This window comes from Alteromonas sp. 5NW40-0090, assembly GCF_057552975.1.
Window position 1 is genome coordinate 374,509 of sequence record NZ_BAAJLT010000003.1, and the last position, 17,091, is coordinate 391,599.

At 41.9% G+C, this 17,091-nt stretch carries 20 protein-coding genes; 12 read left to right on the forward strand and 8 right to left on the reverse strand.

Going from position 1 to position 17,091, the window contains the following annotated elements:
* Window positions 1-12 precede the first annotated feature (12 nt).
* Both AC27KT_RS05615 and AC27KT_RS05620 read right to left on the reverse strand, forming a co-directional pair.
* Window positions 13-1,074, reverse strand: coding sequence for an alcohol dehydrogenase family protein (locus tag AC27KT_RS05615; RefSeq protein ID WP_487128113.1), 1,062 nt, complete (start codon window positions 1,072-1,074; stop codon window positions 13-15).
* Between the two features lie 64 nt (window positions 1,075-1,138).
* On the reverse strand, window positions 1,139-1,657 hold the full coding sequence (locus tag AC27KT_RS05620) for a TetR/AcrR family transcriptional regulator (protein ID WP_487128115.1): 519 nt from the start codon (window positions 1,655-1,657) through the stop codon (window positions 1,139-1,141).
* A gap of 277 nt (window positions 1,658-1,934) precedes the next feature.
* Between AC27KT_RS05620 and AC27KT_RS05625 the strand changes: the two genes are divergently transcribed.
* From AC27KT_RS05625 to AC27KT_RS05645, 5 genes are all read left to right on the forward strand, one after another.
* Window positions 1,935-2,681: a hypothetical protein gene (locus AC27KT_RS05625; RefSeq protein WP_487128117.1), complete on the forward strand. Its 747-nt coding sequence runs from the start codon at window positions 1,935-1,937 to the stop codon at window positions 2,679-2,681.
* A gap of 50 nt (window positions 2,682-2,731) precedes the next feature.
* Window positions 2,732-3,538: a DUF3307 domain-containing protein gene (locus AC27KT_RS05630; RefSeq protein WP_487128119.1), complete on the forward strand. Its 807-nt coding sequence runs from the start codon at window positions 2,732-2,734 to the stop codon at window positions 3,536-3,538.
* Window positions 3,539-3,624: 86 nt separating this feature from the next.
* Window positions 3,625-3,762, forward strand: coding sequence for a hypothetical protein (locus AC27KT_RS05635; protein WP_487128121.1), 138 nt, complete (start codon window positions 3,625-3,627; stop codon window positions 3,760-3,762).
* 30 nt (window positions 3,763-3,792) lie between these two features.
* Window positions 3,793-4,362: a nuclear transport factor 2 family protein gene (locus AC27KT_RS05640; RefSeq protein ID WP_487128123.1), complete on the forward strand. Its 570-nt coding sequence runs from the start codon at window positions 3,793-3,795 to the stop codon at window positions 4,360-4,362.
* Between the two features lie 277 nt (window positions 4,363-4,639).
* On the forward strand, window positions 4,640-5,170 hold the full coding sequence (locus AC27KT_RS05645; protein ID WP_487128125.1) for an ankyrin repeat domain-containing protein: 531 nt from the start codon (window positions 4,640-4,642) through the stop codon (window positions 5,168-5,170).
* A 28-nt stretch (window positions 5,171-5,198) separates the two neighbouring features.
* Here the strand turns inward: AC27KT_RS05645 and AC27KT_RS05650 are convergent, their stop codons facing one another.
* A complete protein-coding gene (locus tag AC27KT_RS05650) occupies window positions 5,199-5,420 on the reverse strand; it encodes a metallophosphoesterase (protein WP_487128127.1) in 222 nt (73 codons plus the stop codon).
* Window positions 5,421-5,762: 342 nt separating this feature from the next.
* On the opposite strand from AC27KT_RS05650, the gene AC27KT_RS05655 reads away from it, so the two are divergent.
* The 4 genes from AC27KT_RS05655 (at window position 5,763) to AC27KT_RS05670 (ending at window position 9,213) form a co-directional block, all read left to right on the forward strand.
* Window positions 5,763-6,584 (forward strand): GNAT family N-acetyltransferase, encoded by an 822-nt coding sequence (locus AC27KT_RS05655; RefSeq protein ID WP_487128129.1) that lies wholly within the window; start codon window positions 5,763-5,765, stop codon window positions 6,582-6,584.
* Between the two features lie 105 nt (window positions 6,585-6,689).
* Window positions 6,690-7,529 carry a helix-turn-helix domain-containing protein gene (locus tag AC27KT_RS05660; RefSeq protein ID WP_394180752.1) on the forward strand — a complete coding sequence of 280 codons (840 nt, stop codon included), beginning with the start codon at window positions 6,690-6,692 and terminating at the stop codon, window positions 7,527-7,529.
* Between the two features lie 73 nt (window positions 7,530-7,602).
* Window positions 7,603-8,649 carry a ribosome small subunit-dependent GTPase A gene (gene rsgA, locus AC27KT_RS05665; RefSeq protein WP_487128132.1) on the forward strand — a complete coding sequence of 349 codons (1,047 nt, stop codon included), beginning with the start codon at window positions 7,603-7,605 and terminating at the stop codon, window positions 8,647-8,649.
* 126 nt (window positions 8,650-8,775) lie between these two features.
* Window positions 8,776-9,213 (forward strand): N-acetyltransferase, encoded by a 438-nt coding sequence (locus AC27KT_RS05670; protein WP_487128134.1) that lies wholly within the window; start codon window positions 8,776-8,778, stop codon window positions 9,211-9,213.
* Window positions 9,214-9,705: 492 nt separating this feature from the next.
* Here AC27KT_RS05670 and AC27KT_RS05675 read toward each other — a convergent pair whose 3' ends face one another.
* The 3 genes from AC27KT_RS05675 to AC27KT_RS05685 are packed head-to-tail and all read right to left on the reverse strand — an operon-like array spanning window position 9,706 to window position 12,280.
* Window positions 9,706-10,578 carry an alpha/beta fold hydrolase gene (locus AC27KT_RS05675; protein WP_487128136.1) on the reverse strand — a complete coding sequence of 291 codons (873 nt, stop codon included), beginning with the start codon at window positions 10,576-10,578 and terminating at the stop codon, window positions 9,706-9,708.
* 16 nt (window positions 10,579-10,594) lie between these two features.
* The gene (locus tag AC27KT_RS05680; RefSeq protein ID WP_487128138.1) at window positions 10,595-11,104 is read right to left on the reverse strand and encodes a GNAT family N-acetyltransferase; all 510 of its coding nucleotides are present in this window, start codon (window positions 11,102-11,104) and stop codon (window positions 10,595-10,597) included.
* A gap of 3 nt (window positions 11,105-11,107) precedes the next feature.
* Window positions 11,108-12,280: a MerR family transcriptional regulator gene (locus tag AC27KT_RS05685; protein WP_487128140.1), complete on the reverse strand. Its 1,173-nt coding sequence runs from the start codon at window positions 12,278-12,280 to the stop codon at window positions 11,108-11,110.
* 668 nt (window positions 12,281-12,948) lie between these two features.
* Here AC27KT_RS05685 and AC27KT_RS05690 point away from each other — a divergent pair.
* The gene (locus tag AC27KT_RS05690) at window positions 12,949-13,515 is read left to right on the forward strand and encodes a recombinase family protein (protein ID WP_487128161.1); all 567 of its coding nucleotides are present in this window, start codon (window positions 12,949-12,951) and stop codon (window positions 13,513-13,515) included.
* Window positions 13,516-13,536: 21 nt separating this feature from the next.
* Here the strand turns inward: AC27KT_RS05690 and AC27KT_RS05695 are convergent, their stop codons facing one another.
* Together AC27KT_RS05695 and AC27KT_RS05700 are read right to left on the reverse strand one after the other, a co-directional pair.
* Window positions 13,537-13,893 carry an HNH endonuclease gene (locus AC27KT_RS05695; protein ID WP_487128163.1) on the reverse strand — a complete coding sequence of 119 codons (357 nt, stop codon included), beginning with the start codon at window positions 13,891-13,893 and terminating at the stop codon, window positions 13,537-13,539.
* 303 nt (window positions 13,894-14,196) lie between these two features.
* Window positions 14,197-15,135: a YbjQ family protein gene (locus tag AC27KT_RS05700; RefSeq protein ID WP_487128142.1), complete on the reverse strand. Its 939-nt coding sequence runs from the start codon at window positions 15,133-15,135 to the stop codon at window positions 14,197-14,199.
* A 383-nt stretch (window positions 15,136-15,518) separates the two neighbouring features.
* Here AC27KT_RS05700 and AC27KT_RS05705 point away from each other — a divergent pair, with 383 nt between their 5' ends.
* Window positions 15,519-16,079, forward strand: coding sequence for a hypothetical protein (locus tag AC27KT_RS05705; protein WP_487128144.1), 561 nt, complete (start codon window positions 15,519-15,521; stop codon window positions 16,077-16,079).
* Window positions 16,080-16,306: 227 nt separating this feature from the next.
* On the forward strand, window positions 16,307-17,071 hold the full coding sequence (locus AC27KT_RS05710; RefSeq protein WP_487128146.1) for a hypothetical protein: 765 nt from the start codon (window positions 16,307-16,309) through the stop codon (window positions 17,069-17,071).
* Window positions 17,072-17,091 lie beyond the last annotated feature (20 nt).

The window sequence follows — 17,091 nt, forward strand, 5'->3', positions numbered from 1 at the left end:
GAAATTAACGTACTAGGATTTGTTTTCTCCAACTGTCAGTACCATCTTGCCAATATGATTTTTCTTCTCAAAGTCTTGTTGTGCCTGACAAATTTCAACGAGAGGGTAGGTAGCAGATACAAGCGGTTTAATGCTTCCTTTTTCGATGTGTTTTACTAAGTTTCCGAACACCTCACTCTCCAAAATCGTACACCCTAAAAGGGTTAAGTCTTTTAGGTAGAGTGTACGTACATCTAACGTCACCTCAGGGCCGGCGATTGCGCCAGAAGTAGCGTAGCGCCCAAATGGTTTAAGTACCTCAAGGAGTTCAGGCCAGCGCGGGCCAGCAACAAGATCAATTACCACATCGAAAGCTTCGGGTTCTGCTAGGCTTGCCCAGTCACCATCGCGCAGCACGGTTTCATCGGCGCCTAATGCTTCTAGAGTAACGCGTTTTTCTTCACTTGTTACCGCTATTACGTAAGCGCCTCTCGCTTTCGCTAGCTGAACTGCCGCTGAGCCTACGCCACCCGATGCACCCGTAATGAATACCCGTTCACCTTCTTTTACATTTGCACGGTGTAGCAAGTTTTCGGCAGTCGAATAAGAGCAGGGAAATGACGCGAGTTCCTCATCTGTCATGGTTGAGTTTACGGCATGGGCATGGCGCGATGCGACCTTTGTAAATTGTGCGAAGCCTCCATCGCACTCGGAACCAAAGTACCAGGGTGAATCAAGCTTTTGACTGTTAACTTCAGTTAGGCATGGCTCTATGATCACACGCTCTCCAATACGTTCTTGGCTAACATTTTGACCCACCGCAACAATGTAGCCACACACGTCAGCTCCTTGGATAAGCGGCAGAGTCAGCGCGTTACCACCCCATCCGGCATCTTCAGCGTCATTGTCGCCTTTGGAATACCACCCTTTTCGCGTATTTAAATCGGTGTTGTTTACCCCCGCAGCGCGCACTTCAATAAGTACATCGTTGTCGCTGAGTATAGGCAAAGGTATGTTTTCGTTAAATGTAAGCGCGTCGAGATCGCCATGTTTAGTTAACTGCACGCCGTACATTTCATTTGGCAATGATTTCATATTGTCCTCCATAATTTTTGCTTTAGACCAGAAAGGTAATGGTTGATGCAAGTGCTAAGAAGGGCTAATCAAGTAGCACTGTTAGTGCGCTTTTAGCTGCGGTTAATGCTTTATCACCAATGGTTGGCCATGCTGATGACATGCCCTCATGTAGTAGGAACACGCTGTTTGAAAGGGCTGGGTCTTCGAGCTTTTCATTCAGCCACGTTAACACTGCGTGTTTGTGGTTGTTCACAGCGGTTTCAATGTAAAGGTTATTGGGGTAACTCGCCAAAGCCTGCAATGACATGCAACCTCTGGGAGCGAATGTCGTTAGCCATACCGACAAGCGTTCAAATATGTGGTTAATTGCTTCGTTACGCGTCGAGGGGCAGTTTTTTTCCAGAAACGCGATGTAACGGCTGTGACGATAGTCAAGCGCGCCAATAATCATGTCTTCTTTTGAAGGGAAGTATTTGTACAAGGTTTTTAGTGTGGTGCCAGTGTAGTCCTTGAGTTTAGCCACATTAGGCTCTGCGAAACCGTAAAGGGCAAAAGCTTGCTCTAGTTTCGAAGCTAACTCAGATTGTTTGGAAACGGTCATACCGGGTCTCCTCGAAAGCGTTTGTTATTTTCGTCTGCTTGGTACATCGCTTGTGAACCAATAGAACAGATGTTAGGTAGAATAAGTATTCCACCTAAGGGTAGAGCAAGTATTCTACTTAATCAACAGCTGCTACATGTTCTTTGACACATTTCGCTTTCCGTTACTTAATTTAATCACATGTAATTTTGTGATTGATAATAATCACATTTTGCCGTGTGATTGTTTTTGAATTTGAGATGGTAGCGTGTCATAGTGGACCCCTAAACGGAAAAAAGTGTCTATTGAAAGTAGAAAAGACAACGCGGCGCATAGTGAAATGACAAAAAAGAGTGCTTTAACAAGTGGTGCAAAAAAGCGCGCTGGTGTAATTACCGGTGACGTCTCCAACTCTCAGTCTTATTCTGATGCTGAATTCAGTGAGATACTTGCTACGCTGAGAGAGCGTTTAACATACTACGCCGAGTACTACGGTGGAGACTTTGATATTTATCGAGGCGACGCATTCCAGCTAGTTGTTGCACAACCACAATATAGCATTGCAGCCGCAGTTGGATTGCGGCTAGCACTTAAGGCGCACGCTTTAGGTGTAGATATGCGAATGAGTGTTGCTGTGGGAGAAGCGCAATTTCGCCCTTCAGAAGTAAAAACTGGCACTGGAGACGCATTTGTGTTGTCAGGACGAGGGTTAGATAATATAAAGCCGCACCACCTTACTTTTTGTAGCGGTGAACAAACACTCGACAATAAAACGCAGCTCTTAACACGTTTTGCCGACGCGCATATCAGTGGACTGACACAAACCCAGTCGCAAACCTTACTCGCGTACCTTGAAGCCACGGATAAGAGCCATGAAAGTGTAGCGGCCATACTAGATAAAAATCGCAGTAATGTAAGTCGAATTCTCAATGCCAGTAACTATAAACTGATAGCAGAATATCTCGACTATATGGAGAGATCGCTCATTTTATGGGGTCAAGAAGGAACTTCATTAAAAACGGAACAATCGACCAGGGAAGACTAACGTGATGACGGGTAATACAAAAAACATAATGCTTGTAACAGGAGAGCCACATGCTTGCTGAACCTCAACTGCTGGTGGCACTCGTGTTAGCGCATTTATTTGCAGACTTTTATTTTCAACCGTTTGCCTGGGTACAGCAAAGAAACGAACGACACGCATTGGCTTTGCCCTTATACCTACACGCAATCATACACGGTATACTCGCGGCAGCAGCAATGTTCTTGTTTTCATCAACGGTAAGTATCGCAAGTATAGGTGTTAGTGCAATTGTAATAACCGTTTCTCACTTCAAAATTGACGTGATTAAATCGTATTGTAAGCAAAACACCACGTCTTTTGTTGTCGATCAAATAGCGCACGTTGTCGTGATCTTAGGCGTATTTTTGTATGCCACCAATCAGTGGCGCGAGGCAGTAGAACTTCTTCAGCAGGTAGGTACATCGCATCTATTAGTGGTCTTGGCCTATTTGGCGGTACTTAAGCCCAGTTCAGTTATTATTAAACAGCTGCTGTCGCCTTGGAGCGATGAAGTATTAGCTAATAAAATGCCGTCTTCTCACCCCAATGATCCGCCCACAATAAGTACAGAGGCACAACAAACTTTATCACTGGCAGGTCAACGAATTGGCTATTTAGAGCGCGTGCTCATGCTTACCTTTTTATTGTTAAATCAGTTTTCTGCAATAGGTTTTCTTATTGCGGCTAAATCAATATTTCGCTTTGGCGACCTCACTAAACACCAAGACAGAAAGCTAACTGAATATGTACTTTTGGGCACCTTCACCAGTGTGGCGATGACGTTGGCCATTGGCTTGGCATGCGCAGCGGCATTAGGGCAGTTACCTATAAAGTCTTAGCAAGGGCTTTTGAGAGTAGGCAGTACCCAAAGTAGTTTATTCTACGTGCTGTATTGTTTAATGAATTGGCTTGGCGTAATGCCTTCGTGATTTTTGAAAACACGACTGATTCGGTAAATGTAATTTGGCTAGATAACATCAATCAATTTGACTTCTACGACCAACCTGAAGCCGTTGAAAAAGCCGTTAATGCCGTAGTTTCTCACTTCAACATCGCATTGTAAGGCGAGTGTTTACCTATTAAAGGCTCAGAAATGAAATTTAAAGCCATAATTTGTGTCATGTTAGTTGGAGTTTTTACTATGGGCCATGCTGCCACATCCCATTCGAACTGTGATAAAGACATTGCAAGTATTCACAGCAACCTCAATAGCTTTTCAGCATTAGCTGACAACAATGCTTATGAATACTTAACCTTACTGTTTTCCCCACATGTAACAACAGACTACACCAGTTTGTTTGGGGGCGAAGCCGTAACCCAAAAACGTGAGGTCTTGATGCAAAACTGGGCGGCTTTTTTGCCTGGTTTTGACAAAACATTCCATAACTTGGGAAACCCAAGTATTAACCGAAAAGAAGATATAGCGTTTGCTAACGTGCCATTTACTGCCAGTCATTGGCTAGGGCATGATGGTTTTTGGCAAGTTTCGGGCATCTACCACTTCACTTTTAGAAAGATAGAAGGGCAATGGCTGATTACTTCAGTGACATTAGAAAAAAGAGAGGAGGCGGGCAGTCGCGATATTTTAGCGATTGCGCCGGAATATGCGAAAGAACGCTTAGCGCATCTGCAGCAAGTTAAAAACGATACCCTAGCGCACTGAAAGCAGAAAAGTTACTAACGCCTGTTGAGATTTGATGACAGTAAAAATCAACAGGCTCTAGCGAAAAACTGCGTGTTTTTCTTCGAGAAAGTCGATTAAGGCCCTTATCGATACCACCGTTATTTCAGCGGCAGGCGCTACAGCCCTTGGGTTTAATCGAAGCGGTGAAAAAGCAAACGATAAAGCGTTAAATGAAGATGTTGCAACTATTAACGCGCTATTTGCGGCTCATAAAGCAAAAACGCTGCAGCAAGCGAGAGAAAAAGCCGCCATTTATATGGTTGTTGCTAACCAAGCGGCGTCTGAAGAAGAAATGGTAGCTGAAATAGAAGTGCTGTTAGAAAAAGGGTATGACGTGAATGCGGTTGCGCCCGTATTGAAACAAGGCAGTGATTTTCATAGTGCGCTGCTTCTTGCAGCCATGAAAGGCTACCTGAAAGTAGCAAAGCTGTTGCTAGATAACGGCGCAGACCAAACGCTTACCGGCGCCTATAAGGCCGCAATTGCCTTACACAAAGCCGCATATTTTGGTCGTGCAGACATGCTGACATTACTTAGTCAATATCCTGGCTTTCATGAAGTACTTAACGCGCAAGGGCCAAACAACGGGTATACACCGCTTCATGACGCAGTGTGCCATGGGCATTTAGAGGCAGCAAAAGTGTTGGTGGAAGCAGGAGCTAGGTTAGATTTGAAAGGTAATGATGGCAATACGCCAGAACAGCTTGCAAGGCAAAACGGTTATCCTAAGATTGCTGAATACCTAGAAAATACGCGAAGCAAGAGGGGAAATGCCCCGCGTAAGTGAAGTGAAAAAAACGTACTAATCTGTAACGCTAAATTTTGACGACGCTCTCACGTATACAATGGTTTCCTGCAATCATTATCACAGTCTTAAAGTGGCGACAAAGTACATTTTTTACATACGCCATGCATGAGAGGCCGTTCGCTGTGTCACCTGCAACGACTAAAGTGGCTTCGTTATCGAAGCTATACCAGAAATCACGGCGTATTCTGTGAATGTCGAGATGCAGATCTGAAACAACGTAAAACTTCAAACTATCATGACCTTAGTGCGATTACTCAGCAACGAGTTACGTTGCGGAGTTTGCAATATGTGAAGTTATGGCAGACACCAGAACGGCGCTGCACGGGAACTCCCAATTTCTTTCGTTGCGCAACAAAACACATCTTCCTTAAATTTGCATAACTATATAGCTACGGTATTCATCGATAAGCAAGATTTTGGAAATCGGTTTACCTACTAGTAACTGTCGTTTTTGTTCAATCTTTTAAATCACCCATCACCTACTATTTTCGGCATAGAAAGCGGCACTTCATCTCTGATGTAGTTCCTTCATTCGTAATAACACTACATCCGTAGTTAGGAAAAAATAGCCATGTTAGAAATCAAACCAATCGAAACACTAGAAGTAATTAATGAACTAAAAAAACAGTATTTCGAACAATCGACAGCGCCACTTGATGGTATGTGGCACTTTGGTTTTGTTCCTATGTCCTCTCATTACGGATTTTATGAGGACGATACTTTAGTTGGATTCTGCTGCATTAACGGTGATGGCTATATGTTGCAGTTCTATTTGTCACGGGCAGCCCACATTCAGGCGAGAGAGCTGTTTACCTTGATTGCAGAGCAAAACAGCTCAGTAGTTGGTTCCATTAAAGGTGCATTTGTGAGTACAGCCGAACCTCACTATCTATCGCTTTGCTTAGATAACTCCTCTTCATTTAAAGTAAATGCGTTAATGTATCAGCAAGTTGCTCCATTTATTTCTGAAAGCGCAACAGGTTTAGATTTAACGCTCGCAAGTCAGGAGCAACTGGATGAGTTCGTTGAATTTGCGGTTAGTAATATTGGTGCTCCAGCACAATGGTTGTCTAAGTACTTCGGTAATCTAATTAAACGAGAAGAGCTTTGGGGGTATTGGAAGGACGGTAGGTTATTAGCCACGGGTGAGTGTCGCCTATTTGATGAGCATCAGACTAAATATGCAGACTTGGGGATGATTGTAGCCGAGTCAGAACGAGGTCAGGGGATTGCCACTTGTGTACTAAACCGTTTAGTAAGCTTAGCCAATGAACGTGGTTTAATTCCTGTCTGTTCAACTGAAAGTGGTAACTTGGGTGCTCAAAAAGCGATTCACCGAGCAGGACTAGAGCCTTTAAACCGCATTATCCAGATGGAATTTGACCACCAATAGACAGTTAATGGATAAGCCCTTGCCCCAATCTGGTCAGGGCTTATTTGTGAAAATGCTAACCTGGCATATAGTGATAGTAGATGCCGCGAACTGATTGAGAGTATTATGATCCACTGGCTAAGGCCTTCAAAGATACCCGAAGTTGCAAAATACATAGAGTGTTATTGGCTAATTGAAAAGCGTCCCGATGCCAAGAGCTTCGATTACCCGAAATTAAACCCTGATCCATCCGCTCACCTGATCATTTCTCCCGCCAAACAGACCTACCACTACGATATGAACCCTGGCGCGGCTAATGGTAAAGGGAGCCACTGGTTGTTTCCCCATCATCAGACACTTCAACTCGATCACTCAAAACCTTTTGTCCACCTTGGCGTCAAGTTTCATATTGGAGCTTTCTATTCACTGAAACTATTCTCAGGTCAACCGCCACTACTTGATTGCGTTGAAGAAGTTCAGCTAAGTACACTGTTTACCGATCTATTTGAGGGAGAGTTGCAACTGATTGAACTGGCACGAAGTAATCCAGATCTGTGTTGTAAAAAATTGGATAGTCTGTTTTTTCCGTTGGCTTTGAACAGCCATGAGGATCAACATAGCCAGATTACACGCAAAGCCCTTCAGGCGCTGGACTCAGGATCAATTTCTGAATTGGGTAACCAGCTATACTGCTCACAACGTACATTAGAAAGAAGCTTCAACAGGGTGACAGGTTTAACGCTAAAACAGTGTCAGTCTATGAATAAGCTTGAGGCTATGCTGGAGTACCTTCACCAACGCGATTCAGATGATATCGATTGGGTCGAGATTGCATTTCGATTTGGTTTCAGCGATCAACCTCACCTCATCCGCTACTTAAAGAAACAAATTGGCTTAACACCTAAAACATACGAAAAAGAGCGTGGTTTAACTATTGATGTTTATGGCGGTGTTAGCTCTACGTAATCTGTCGGAAATGTTCAATCAAGCCGGTTGTCGTTCAACTATTATGTCCTGAACGTTTTGATGAGACAGCAATATGAACAACTTAGCTCCTACACTTCAACAGCTTGGGTGGAAGTCTTTTTTTCAGCAGCAAGTAAACCTGGAAGAGTTAAGCAACCTAACCATTGGTAGGGTTGTTGAACAGCACAGAGACCGCATTGTAGTAGTGTCCCCGAAGGGGCAATCAAGTCTAAGCCCTATGCCTTTTGAAAAAAGAGTCTGCGTAGGCGATTGGGTACTATTTGATGACGCATTGAGAATATGCCGAAGCCTGGAACGACAGTCGATATTCAAACGAAAAGCTCCAGGCTCAAAAGTGTCAGCACAGCTCATAGCTGCCAATATTGATACCGTCATGATTGTCTGCTCCCTCAATCATGATTTTAGCCTTAACAGAATAGAGCGGTATTTAGCCATCGCACCAGAAGCTATGGTTGAGCCTGTTGTCATCCTTACTAAAGCTGATTTATGTGAAGACACTGATATCAAACGACTACAGGTTCAAGAACTCGATCCAATGCTTGTCGTTTACGCCATAAATGCGTTGGATAACCACGATATCAAGCAGCTTGAAAGCTACTGCTATGACGGTAGTACTCTGGCGTTCTTAGGTTCGTCTGGAGTAGGAAAATCGACTCTGGTTAACGCCTTAATCGGTTATGAGTCTCAGCAGACAGGAGAAATTAGGGAAGAAGATAGTAAAGGAAGGCATACCACTACTCACAGATCATTAAAAGTTCTTCCTCAAGGGGGGATTCTTATGGACACTCCTGGAATGCGCGAACTACAACTCAGTAGTTGCGAACAGGGGGTGAACGAGACTTTCAGCGAGATAACTGAATTTGCAGATAAATGCCGTTTCTCTGATTGTACGCATACGTCTGAACCTGGCTGTGCGATCCAACAAGCAATCAAAGGTGGACTCCTGTCAGAACGACGCCTACTTAATTACCAGAAACTGATGCGAGAGCAAGCTCTGAACGGATCATCGTTGGCAGAAAAAAGAGCTAAAGATAAAGCGTTAGGGAAGTTAATAAATAGTACCCAGAACGCATCTCGACGATACAAAAAAGGCCATTAACAGTAATTCGCTTCATTACAGAGTATTGAAGCGTCAAACAATGAGGTTGGGTTCATTTAACTGCGTGTATATATATCACTTAGGAAACAATCTCGCCTCCCTAAGACGTTAATTATTGAGGAAAATATGATTCGATCATTACGCTCAGAAGATCTAGATAATGCTGTATCTATTTGGTTTTCGGCATCAATTAAAGCGCACAACTTCATTTCGGAAGAGTACTGGTCTTCCCAGAAGAAGAACATGCGTGATATGTATCTACCCAATTGTGAATCATGGGTTTATGAATCGGCTGGCAAAGTTCTTGGCTTTGTTTCTTATTACGAAGGGAGCATACCTGCTATTTTCGTGGATCCTGAATCACAATCTTGTGGTATTGGGACACAGTTACTAAATCATTTAAAGGATAAGTACAGTGAACTAACGTTGACCGTCTACTCAGAGAATGAAAAAACACATCAGTTTTATCTTCATCATGGTTTCATTGATGTCGGTAAATGCATCTGTGAACATACAGGAAAAGAGCAGTTTGAGATGTGTTGGGTAAAAAATAGTAATGCATAATTAATGCAACAAAATGCAAGCAAGTGAGTAGTGCGACCACTTGCTGAATGAAAGAATTTGTCCATTTCCTTGCATCTCAGGCACTGCATTCAGCGGTGCCTGATTGCGTTTTGGGATACCAAAAGTTATTCATCGGTAGCTAAATTAGTAAAGTCACTGACATGCCTTTGTCCAGAGACGTGCCAAAACTATCACTGCTGGCACACTTATGCCCCTTTTCGAGTTAAAGTAATTACTCAGTAGAAGATCGTGCCGCTGAAATCATAGTACTTTTCCTCATAACAGGCAGCTAAAGAGCTTTGTTTAAAAACTCCCAGAACTGTGCAGAAAGGGTATCTTCGTATCCAAATGTTTAGAGTGCATGGTTATGCAAACTGCTTGAAGTCATATGCCAGAAATAGAAAAAATGAGTTAGAGAATTCACTCTAACTCACGCAGTTCAGGTAAAGAAAAGTAACTTGAAGTCGGTAGGAACGAACCTAATCGATCAAACTACTTAACAGACTTGACAGCTTCAAAAAGGATCTTGTTGAACTCATTCGGTTTTTCTAGCATCGGAAAGTGCCCAGACTCCTCAATGTAGTAAATGCTGTAATCTTTGATATGTTTCTTGTTTTCTGCTGAGTTAGTTGGCCATAATCGAGCGTTCACTAGCACAACAGGCACGTTGATACTCTCATAGACGCGATATGACTCACCACTTACATATTGGCCTAAATAATTGCGAAACTGATTAATCGCGATATCTTTAGGCGCTGACGCCATATCTTCTCTAACCCAATAGAGTAACTCTGGCTCTACGCTCTTCGGTAATGAGTTTTTTGCAAATGCCGCAATTCCGCTTTGAAAATCGTCTTCAAAAGGCTTCGTCATCAGGTCAAGATCATCTTGTGAGAACTTTAATGCCACATTTTGTGAAGTATCAACACCAATAATGCCAATAACTTTGTTCGGCATTAACTTCGCAGCCTCTGCGATGACTCCCCCCGCCATAGAGTGTCCAACCAAGATGGCAGAATCTACACCTTCTTTCTCAATGACTGCTTTAATATCATTTGCGAAAGAGACCATGGTGTACTCTTTTCGATTGAATGACGAATTTCCATGACCAGCTAAATCAATAGTAATAACTTGGTATTTTTCTGAAAAATAACCGATTTGATTTAGCCAGAGCCTGCTATCCAGACTCCAACCGTGAATAAATATTAGTGATGTTTTGCCACTCCCGTTAACGCTATATGCAATTTTTTCAGCGTCATTTGATATAGCAATACCAAATTTAGATGCTGGGTTATTCTCTAAAGCATTAGCGCCATTTAATGACATGCACATCAGAAATGTAACTGTCAGAATAAAACGTTTCATAATTTCTCTTTACTTCTTAGTTGTCAAAAAAAGAAGAGTGATAAGTAACTTCGCCCGTCGGAATATTGTTGGCTAGCGATAGAGCTAAGAAATATTCTGGTGGGACAACTGGAAGTGTAAGGTTTGGCTGTGACTCAAAGCCAAATCGGCCATAATATTTTGGTTCGCCGAGTAATACTACACCCTCAATACCTTGTACTTTAAGTTGTGATAACCCTTCACGAATAAGTGCACCACCGATACCTTCACCTTGACGCTCTGGCATTACTGATACTGGGCCTAAGCCACACCAAACAGACTCCTCGCCATTTATAAGAATCGGTGAAAAGGCAATATGACCAATGATGCCCGTTTGATCTTCACAAACTAGAGATAGTGATAATACTTTTGCATCACGTAGTTTATTGACGAGCAAGTGTTCTGTTGGTTTAGCACCTGGTTCATGGTGTGGATAGTTCTCAAACGCTCGATAAATAAGTGTTTCAATTTCTGACATGTCTGAGTGATTTTCAGCTCTAATTTTCATGTTTTAACCTTTGTTTTTTAGTACAAATATTTGGTAACCATATTGACCTAAGTATTGCTCGTGTATTTGGAGTTCTTTGCGTAAGTCATTGAGTGAATTAGAAGTAAAATCCTCATCTTCGACCTGAGTGATCTTTTGACTCAATGGATCCAGATAGTTGCGCCACGACTGTTCACTCTGTGTAAAGCTTTCTATAACCTCATAGCCAGCTTTCATCATCTCTTTGATTCGTTGCTCGCTCGTCGCCATGTCTGGATAGTTTTGTTGCCAAAACTCTATGGCTTCGGCATCTGGGTTATTGGTCAACCAAACCAAGTCACTAATAACTAAGTAACCATTACTCTTAAGAAATGGTTTCCAACTTTTGAGCGCCTGCTTGACTCCCATGATATAAGCACTACCTTCTGACCAGAGCACGTCAAATTGCCCCCGATCAAATGGCATCGCCGTCATGCTGGCACAAATCGATGTTATTCGATGTTCAAGAGAATTTTCTTTAGCCTTCTCTTTAAGGCAGCTTAAGCTGTACTCATCGTTATCGAGTGCCGTTAAATTGAAGGCTGAATTTTTTGTCAGAAAAATGGTTGTGACCCCTTTTCCACAGCCAATCTCTAGCGCATCGCCCGACTTAATAGGTAAAGAGCGTAATGCTTTGAGAGAGTCACCTTCATCACCAGGCCCCAGCCGATCTAAACCTTGAAAAATCGCTTCAAAGTCAGCCATGTATTGCTCATGTTCATTCATATCCTTGGACAACCATTTTAGTCTCAGTGCCTGTTCTTCACTAAACCCCTGTTTTATCAACCATTCTAGATGTGCTAACGGAGCTTCTTTTTCTATTGACTGGTGCCACTCCTTCATAGAGTTCATGCCAAGCATTGAGGAAAGAAGCTCTCTTGCTTTTTGTTTTTGGGCGATTTCTTCATCCAATACATTAAGCCTATGAAGTAGCAGCTCTCTGTCAATTTGAGCCTCCAAGCATGCTTGGCACTCATTCAAAGTTAGTCCGCCAGCCTGTAGTTGCTGTAACAGTTTTACTCGTTGGACATCTTTGTCTGAATAGCAGCGATACCCATTGCTTTGTCGTTTGGCTGAAATCAAACCAAGCTTCTCGTAATAGAGTAAAGTGGAGCGGCTCAATCCAACTTTTTGTGCCAATTCAGAAATACGGTACATGGGGTTTCCTCTCATTTTTGAGCGAACTATAAACTATGAAGCTTTAGACAGGTCAATATTTATTTTGGCAGAAACTTGAAAATAATCTTGGTAGTCAGAATGGTTTCGAATAGCGGGCAGAGTCACCATACCAGCTTAATCTCGCATGAAATCGGCATTTATACGCACACACTCGTTTGGAATTCTTGTCGCGCAACGGAAGGAACTGTCCATTTTCGTGCAAGATGACTACCGAAAGAAGCGGTGGTGGCTTAGGTTTGCGATACCTGTATTAATTCATCGGTTACTAATTTAGATAATGCATTGACAAGCTTCTGTCCATAAGTGAGTTGTGTGTGTGGTTTTTGGGAGTGCCAGCATCTGCCTACTTGTGATTCGTCACTATTAAGTGCGTGTTTCTTCCAACCCTTTTCAAATCTCGAATCGCAGCTTCTTTTTTCGCAATTCGCAGGGGGCGACTTGAAGTTATAGTATTGTTGATAATATCAATAGCATCACGCTTCGTATGTGTGAACTCGATAACGCCGTAAGGTGTCTTAAACTCTTCGTATGTTGATACCAGTTTTTTTATTTCTTCGTTGGCATCATAAAAACAGGGTCTTTTAATAATGATACCAAAATTATATGATACCCCAATAAATGATACTAAAAAGGAAGTTAATCGAATAATGCGTATATTTGCTTATTGTCGAGTTTCTACCACAGAGCAAACGACAGAAAACCAAGTAGTAGCCATCCGTCAAAAAGGATATGAAGTCATTGATTCACGGATAGTTAGCGAAACAGTTTCAGGCTCGGTCGAAGCCATGAAGCGCGAAAAGTTTAAGATGCTAATTAATCACCAGATGGAAAAAGGGGATATGCTGGTGGTTCTAAAATTAGACCGTCTAGGTAGAGACAACATCGATGTGCAAAGTACAATTAATTTACTCACTGATAAAGGAATAAAGGTGGTGTGCCTAGATTTGCCAGTGGCTGATCTTTCTAGTGCTGAAGGTAAACTAATGCTTCAAATGTTCTCTGCCTTTGCAGAGTTTGAGCGTAATAGGATTAGAGAGAGGACGAAAGAAGGGCTTGAACGAGCGAAAGCAGAGGGAAAGAAACTCGGTAGACCAGCTGCTAAGGCTACGACGCTTGCAGTTCGAACGAAGAGAGCAGAAGGGATGTCGCAGTCCAAAGCAGCTGTCGCACTTGGTTTAGGTATTGCTACGATTAAAAGACATTGGAACAAGTGACATACCAGACGGCCCTTAAAGTTAAACTTTGTAATACCGTAGAAGCGGATCTTTTTTAATCATAACACCGCGTTCAAATGACAAAACTTCGCTTCTTTTACTAAAAAATTTTTCGATTATCTCTTTCTTCTCACAGTCAGAAGCATGATGAAATAGTCTATGACAGGTAGGGCATAAGCTTATAATATTTTCTGGAACATCAATGCTATGCTCAAAATCATCTTGAAACTCCATAGGTATCAAATGAAGTGCTTCCACGTATTGCTTGCCAGATACTGCTGAGATGAAAGTTTTGTGTGATTCGTCATTTTCGCACTTAAAGTCAGCGCTTTTTATGGCGTCTGAAGAAGGCCCAATACATCTAAATTCGAATAAAATCCAAAACTTCTAAAAAAGCCTGAAACCCTTTAAATACAGTGCGTGCAGAATAAGTGTACTTTGTTGTTGATTGCTAGTGGGTTGTTAGTGGGGGATTCCGCCACAGCCCCCGTTGTAGTGGGGCTGTAGTGGGTTTAATGTGGTGGAGCTGGCGGGAAGTGCCACCTAGTTCAGAGGTTAATAATTAACCTAGAATTTACAGTTACTTATAGTTAAGTGCAAATCTTTTTCGGTAGATATCGTGACACTTAATCGTGATACCTGTTTATTGGCGAGGGTTCGCGAATCAACCTTTTTAATCTATCATTTATCAATCTCTATTGCGGTTCCACTCGCCACGAGGAACATCATAGGACTACCTGCGCCAGCTACCTCGCTGTAGTCTAAATCTACAGCTACAACGGCGTCTGCGCCTAGATTATACGCCTCACGTCTCAATTCGGTTAAGGCCATGGCCCGAGCCTCTTTGAGAGCGTTTTGCGTAGACGATTGTCTGGTCTCGCCGATACTGCTTATCTCGGCTACTAATGAAGATAAAATCGTAGAGCGGTAGACGTATTCGGCAGTTACGATTCCCAATCTTTTACGAACAGCAAATGGTGAAATCGACTCGGTGGTTAGAATTATGTGGTTATATCCATTTCTTCTAAATTCGGCCTCTTGCTCTCTTTTCTTTTCAGCTTCTTCTGCTTTGGCTCTCTCTGCCGTCCTAAGAGCCGAAATCGCTTTTGAATCTTCTAAGCTTTGGCTATCCATTTTCGCTTCTGCGATGGACATTGCATCTTTTTGGGCTCTGTAAAACGTTTCCTTTTCGTTATCTGATTCGAAAACAGCGATGTTTTTACCATCTACGGACACATTTAACGAACCTTTGGTCTCTGTAAAACTTAACCTTTCAACGGAGAACGCATGCTCTTTCGTACACAAGTCTTTTCCAATAAAGAAAAACTCTGTTCCATTCCTAGATGTGAAAATGGCTGAAAAGTTTAAAGACACTGACGTCTTGCACCTATTTAACTTATGAACTTCAAAAAGTCGGTTGGCCTCGTTTTTTGAAATTTCGAGAGTTGTTAAATATCTTCCTTCATGCCACAGAGTTAGCTCTTTATTTTCGTATGCAGCGAATAAGGAGTTGATGTCATAGTCAATTTTGTTAAATGAGTCGGTCACAGTGTATGGGTTGAAAGTTTTTATATACCACCTGCTTGGATGTACCTTTTTAGGATTGGTCTTTCCGAACATAAAATTCCCTTTTTAACATTATTAAATTTTTTATCACTCACCATTCTATAATGGCGTTATATGCTGATCTAGCCTCAAATGTGCAAAATGTTATCTGATTGGCAACGCTCAAATCGTGATATCAGTAGTCTTTAAAATTGCTTTTTCAAATATGAGTCAGGCGTTCGCCATTCAACTATTCGTGAATCCATCAGTCAAAAATGGACAATGCTAACTTCTACCTTCAAGCAAATACGACATCCATTGAAATTTGCTCTTTACGAAGTCTGGAATTAGGGAAGAAGTTCTCAATGTCAATGCTATAATACATAAAGTTCAATTAATACAATTGCTTACGCGTTGTAATTGTGTCACCTTCAAAGTTCTTATGATTGGAGGTGAAAATGAGCTTTTATGTTTATTGCTTTGAATACAATGATTACGGGTTAGTCAAAATAGGAGTTACCAGAGCTCCTATACGACGTCAGGAGGCGTTTTATTCGTTAGTGCGTAACCCATCTCCTCATTCACTTTTACTAAAGACAGACTCAAAGAACTTCGCATATTCGCTAGAAGCGGAACTTAAACGGAAGCTTTCTCCTAATATTTCACCAGAAGAACTGTCAGATAGGACACTAGGGCGAATCACTCAACAATCGTGTGTGTCAGAGTGGTATGAAGAGAATACTCTGAGTGCAATTCACGCGCATTTCTACAAATCAGCTCTTGATGGAGTGGTTTCAATTGTTAGTTTTGGTGGGATTGTTTGCCAGGAACTGATCTCCATACGCAGAGAGCTTTCGATTCTAAAACATTTGTCAGCAGATGTCGGGAGTATTCTAATGAGCTTTACGTTAAGGGAAGATTACACAAAGCAATGGAGTAAAAGTGATTTCACTCGCTTCCTAGACAGAATAGAGAGAATGGTTAGCAAGTACAATTCCATTGATAAAATTCATTCTTAATGCTCAGGAAATCTTGCAAACTGTTGCGTTTCTGGCAGCCTTGAACGCCCTTTACCTTTCTATTCCGGAAAGTGATAACGCTCGAAAGTGACGCAAACGAATGGCTCATTGCCAAAGGTTAGTGTAAACAATTGAATCGTTATGAATTTAAAGGGGGGGAATTCGCCTAGACAAGTCTATCCAGTATGCTAGCGTTTAGAGCGACTCGGCTTGAATAAGGAAGTAAAATGAATGATTTGTTTTATGTTTATCTATACAGAGATAACAAAAGCGGCGCAGTTAAGTACATTGGGAGAGGGGCAAAGATAACAAGAGCCTCAGCACACCAGCTTAAGTCACATAATAAAGATCTAGAGTCTTGGTTAAGAAAGGCGAATTTCAAATTAGAAATAGCTGGACCATTCGACTCAGAAGGTATGTCAAAAGCTGTGGAAGCTGCTTTGATATCTTCTCACTCTCCCACGTTTAATAAGCGACAAGAGTCATCAAAGTATGTTTTCAGACCAATAGGTGTTCCTGAAAAGTATATTTCTAGATTGCAGAAAAACAGATTAACTCGAGAAGACCTCTTTAAAGGTAAAACAAACAAAATCTTACTAGTGCGGATAACGGAGGAAGACTTTGAAAATAGGGTCGGATATGACCAAGTAAGCCCCCCTGAAGATGAAGCTGTTGTTGATAGGGTTCAGAAGTATTGGCAACTTGGTGGGGAAAAGTTTCTTGAGAATTGGATTGCTGACAAAGATGAGTCTCCGACTTTATTGTTGGGCATATCTGGTCCTCCAGGAAGCCAAATTATCATTGCATCCTTAGAAATAGACACTAAACAATGGAGTAATGTAACAGTTTTAAAAAACAACTTGATTTCGGTGCCCCTTGTTTCAAGTACCCGTTTAGATAAGTATGGACTCCGCGGTTATAGACTCGATAAAATTGCCGACATAAGTTTTGGACGTTTTAAATCAAAACAATTCAAAATTATAGAAAAGTAAGCCTGCCTTGAGATTTTAAA

What these genes read in the sequence shown, in the direction of transcription:
- AC27KT_RS05710 (WP_487128146.1), top strand. Translation starts at nt 16,307, where the DNA reads ATGAATGATTTGTTTTATGTTTATCTATACAGAGATAACAAAAGCGGC.
- AC27KT_RS05660 (WP_394180752.1), top strand. Translation starts at nt 6,690, where the DNA reads ATGATCCACTGGCTAAGGCCTTCAAAGATACCCGAAGTTGCAAAATAC.
- AC27KT_RS05630 (WP_487128119.1), top strand. Translation starts at nt 2,732, where the DNA reads ATGCTTGCTGAACCTCAACTGCTGGTGGCACTCGTGTTAGCGCATTTA.
- AC27KT_RS05670 (WP_487128134.1), top strand. Translation starts at nt 8,776, where the DNA reads ATGATTCGATCATTACGCTCAGAAGATCTAGATAATGCTGTATCTATT.
- AC27KT_RS05645 (WP_487128125.1), top strand. Translation starts at nt 4,640, where the DNA reads ATGGTTGTTGCTAACCAAGCGGCGTCTGAAGAAGAAATGGTAGCTGAA.
- AC27KT_RS05705 (WP_487128144.1), top strand. Translation starts at nt 15,519, where the DNA reads ATGAGCTTTTATGTTTATTGCTTTGAATACAATGATTACGGGTTAGTC.
- AC27KT_RS05620 (WP_487128115.1), bottom strand. Translation starts at nt 1,657, where the DNA reads ATGACCGTTTCCAAACAATCTGAGTTAGCTTCGAAACTAGAGCAAGCT.
- AC27KT_RS05655 (WP_487128129.1), top strand. Translation starts at nt 5,763, where the DNA reads ATGTTAGAAATCAAACCAATCGAAACACTAGAAGTAATTAATGAACTA.
- AC27KT_RS05640 (WP_487128123.1), top strand. Translation starts at nt 3,793, where the DNA reads ATGAAATTTAAAGCCATAATTTGTGTCATGTTAGTTGGAGTTTTTACT.
- AC27KT_RS05680 (WP_487128138.1), bottom strand. Translation starts at nt 11,104, where the DNA reads ATGAAAATTAGAGCTGAAAATCACTCAGACATGTCAGAAATTGAAACA.
- AC27KT_RS05615 (WP_487128113.1), bottom strand. Translation starts at nt 1,074, where the DNA reads ATGAAATCATTGCCAAATGAAATGTACGGCGTGCAGTTAACTAAACAT.
- AC27KT_RS05685 (WP_487128140.1), bottom strand. Translation starts at nt 12,280, where the DNA reads ATGTACCGTATTTCTGAATTGGCACAAAAAGTTGGATTGAGCCGCTCC.
- AC27KT_RS05675 (WP_487128136.1), bottom strand. Translation starts at nt 10,578, where the DNA reads ATGAAACGTTTTATTCTGACAGTTACATTTCTGATGTGCATGTCATTA.
- rsgA (WP_487128132.1), top strand. Translation starts at nt 7,603, where the DNA reads ATGAACAACTTAGCTCCTACACTTCAACAGCTTGGGTGGAAGTCTTTT.
- AC27KT_RS05690 (WP_487128161.1), top strand. Translation starts at nt 12,949, where the DNA reads ATGCGTATATTTGCTTATTGTCGAGTTTCTACCACAGAGCAAACGACA.
- AC27KT_RS05700 (WP_487128142.1), bottom strand. Translation starts at nt 15,135, where the DNA reads ATGTTCGGAAAGACCAATCCTAAAAAGGTACATCCAAGCAGGTGGTAT.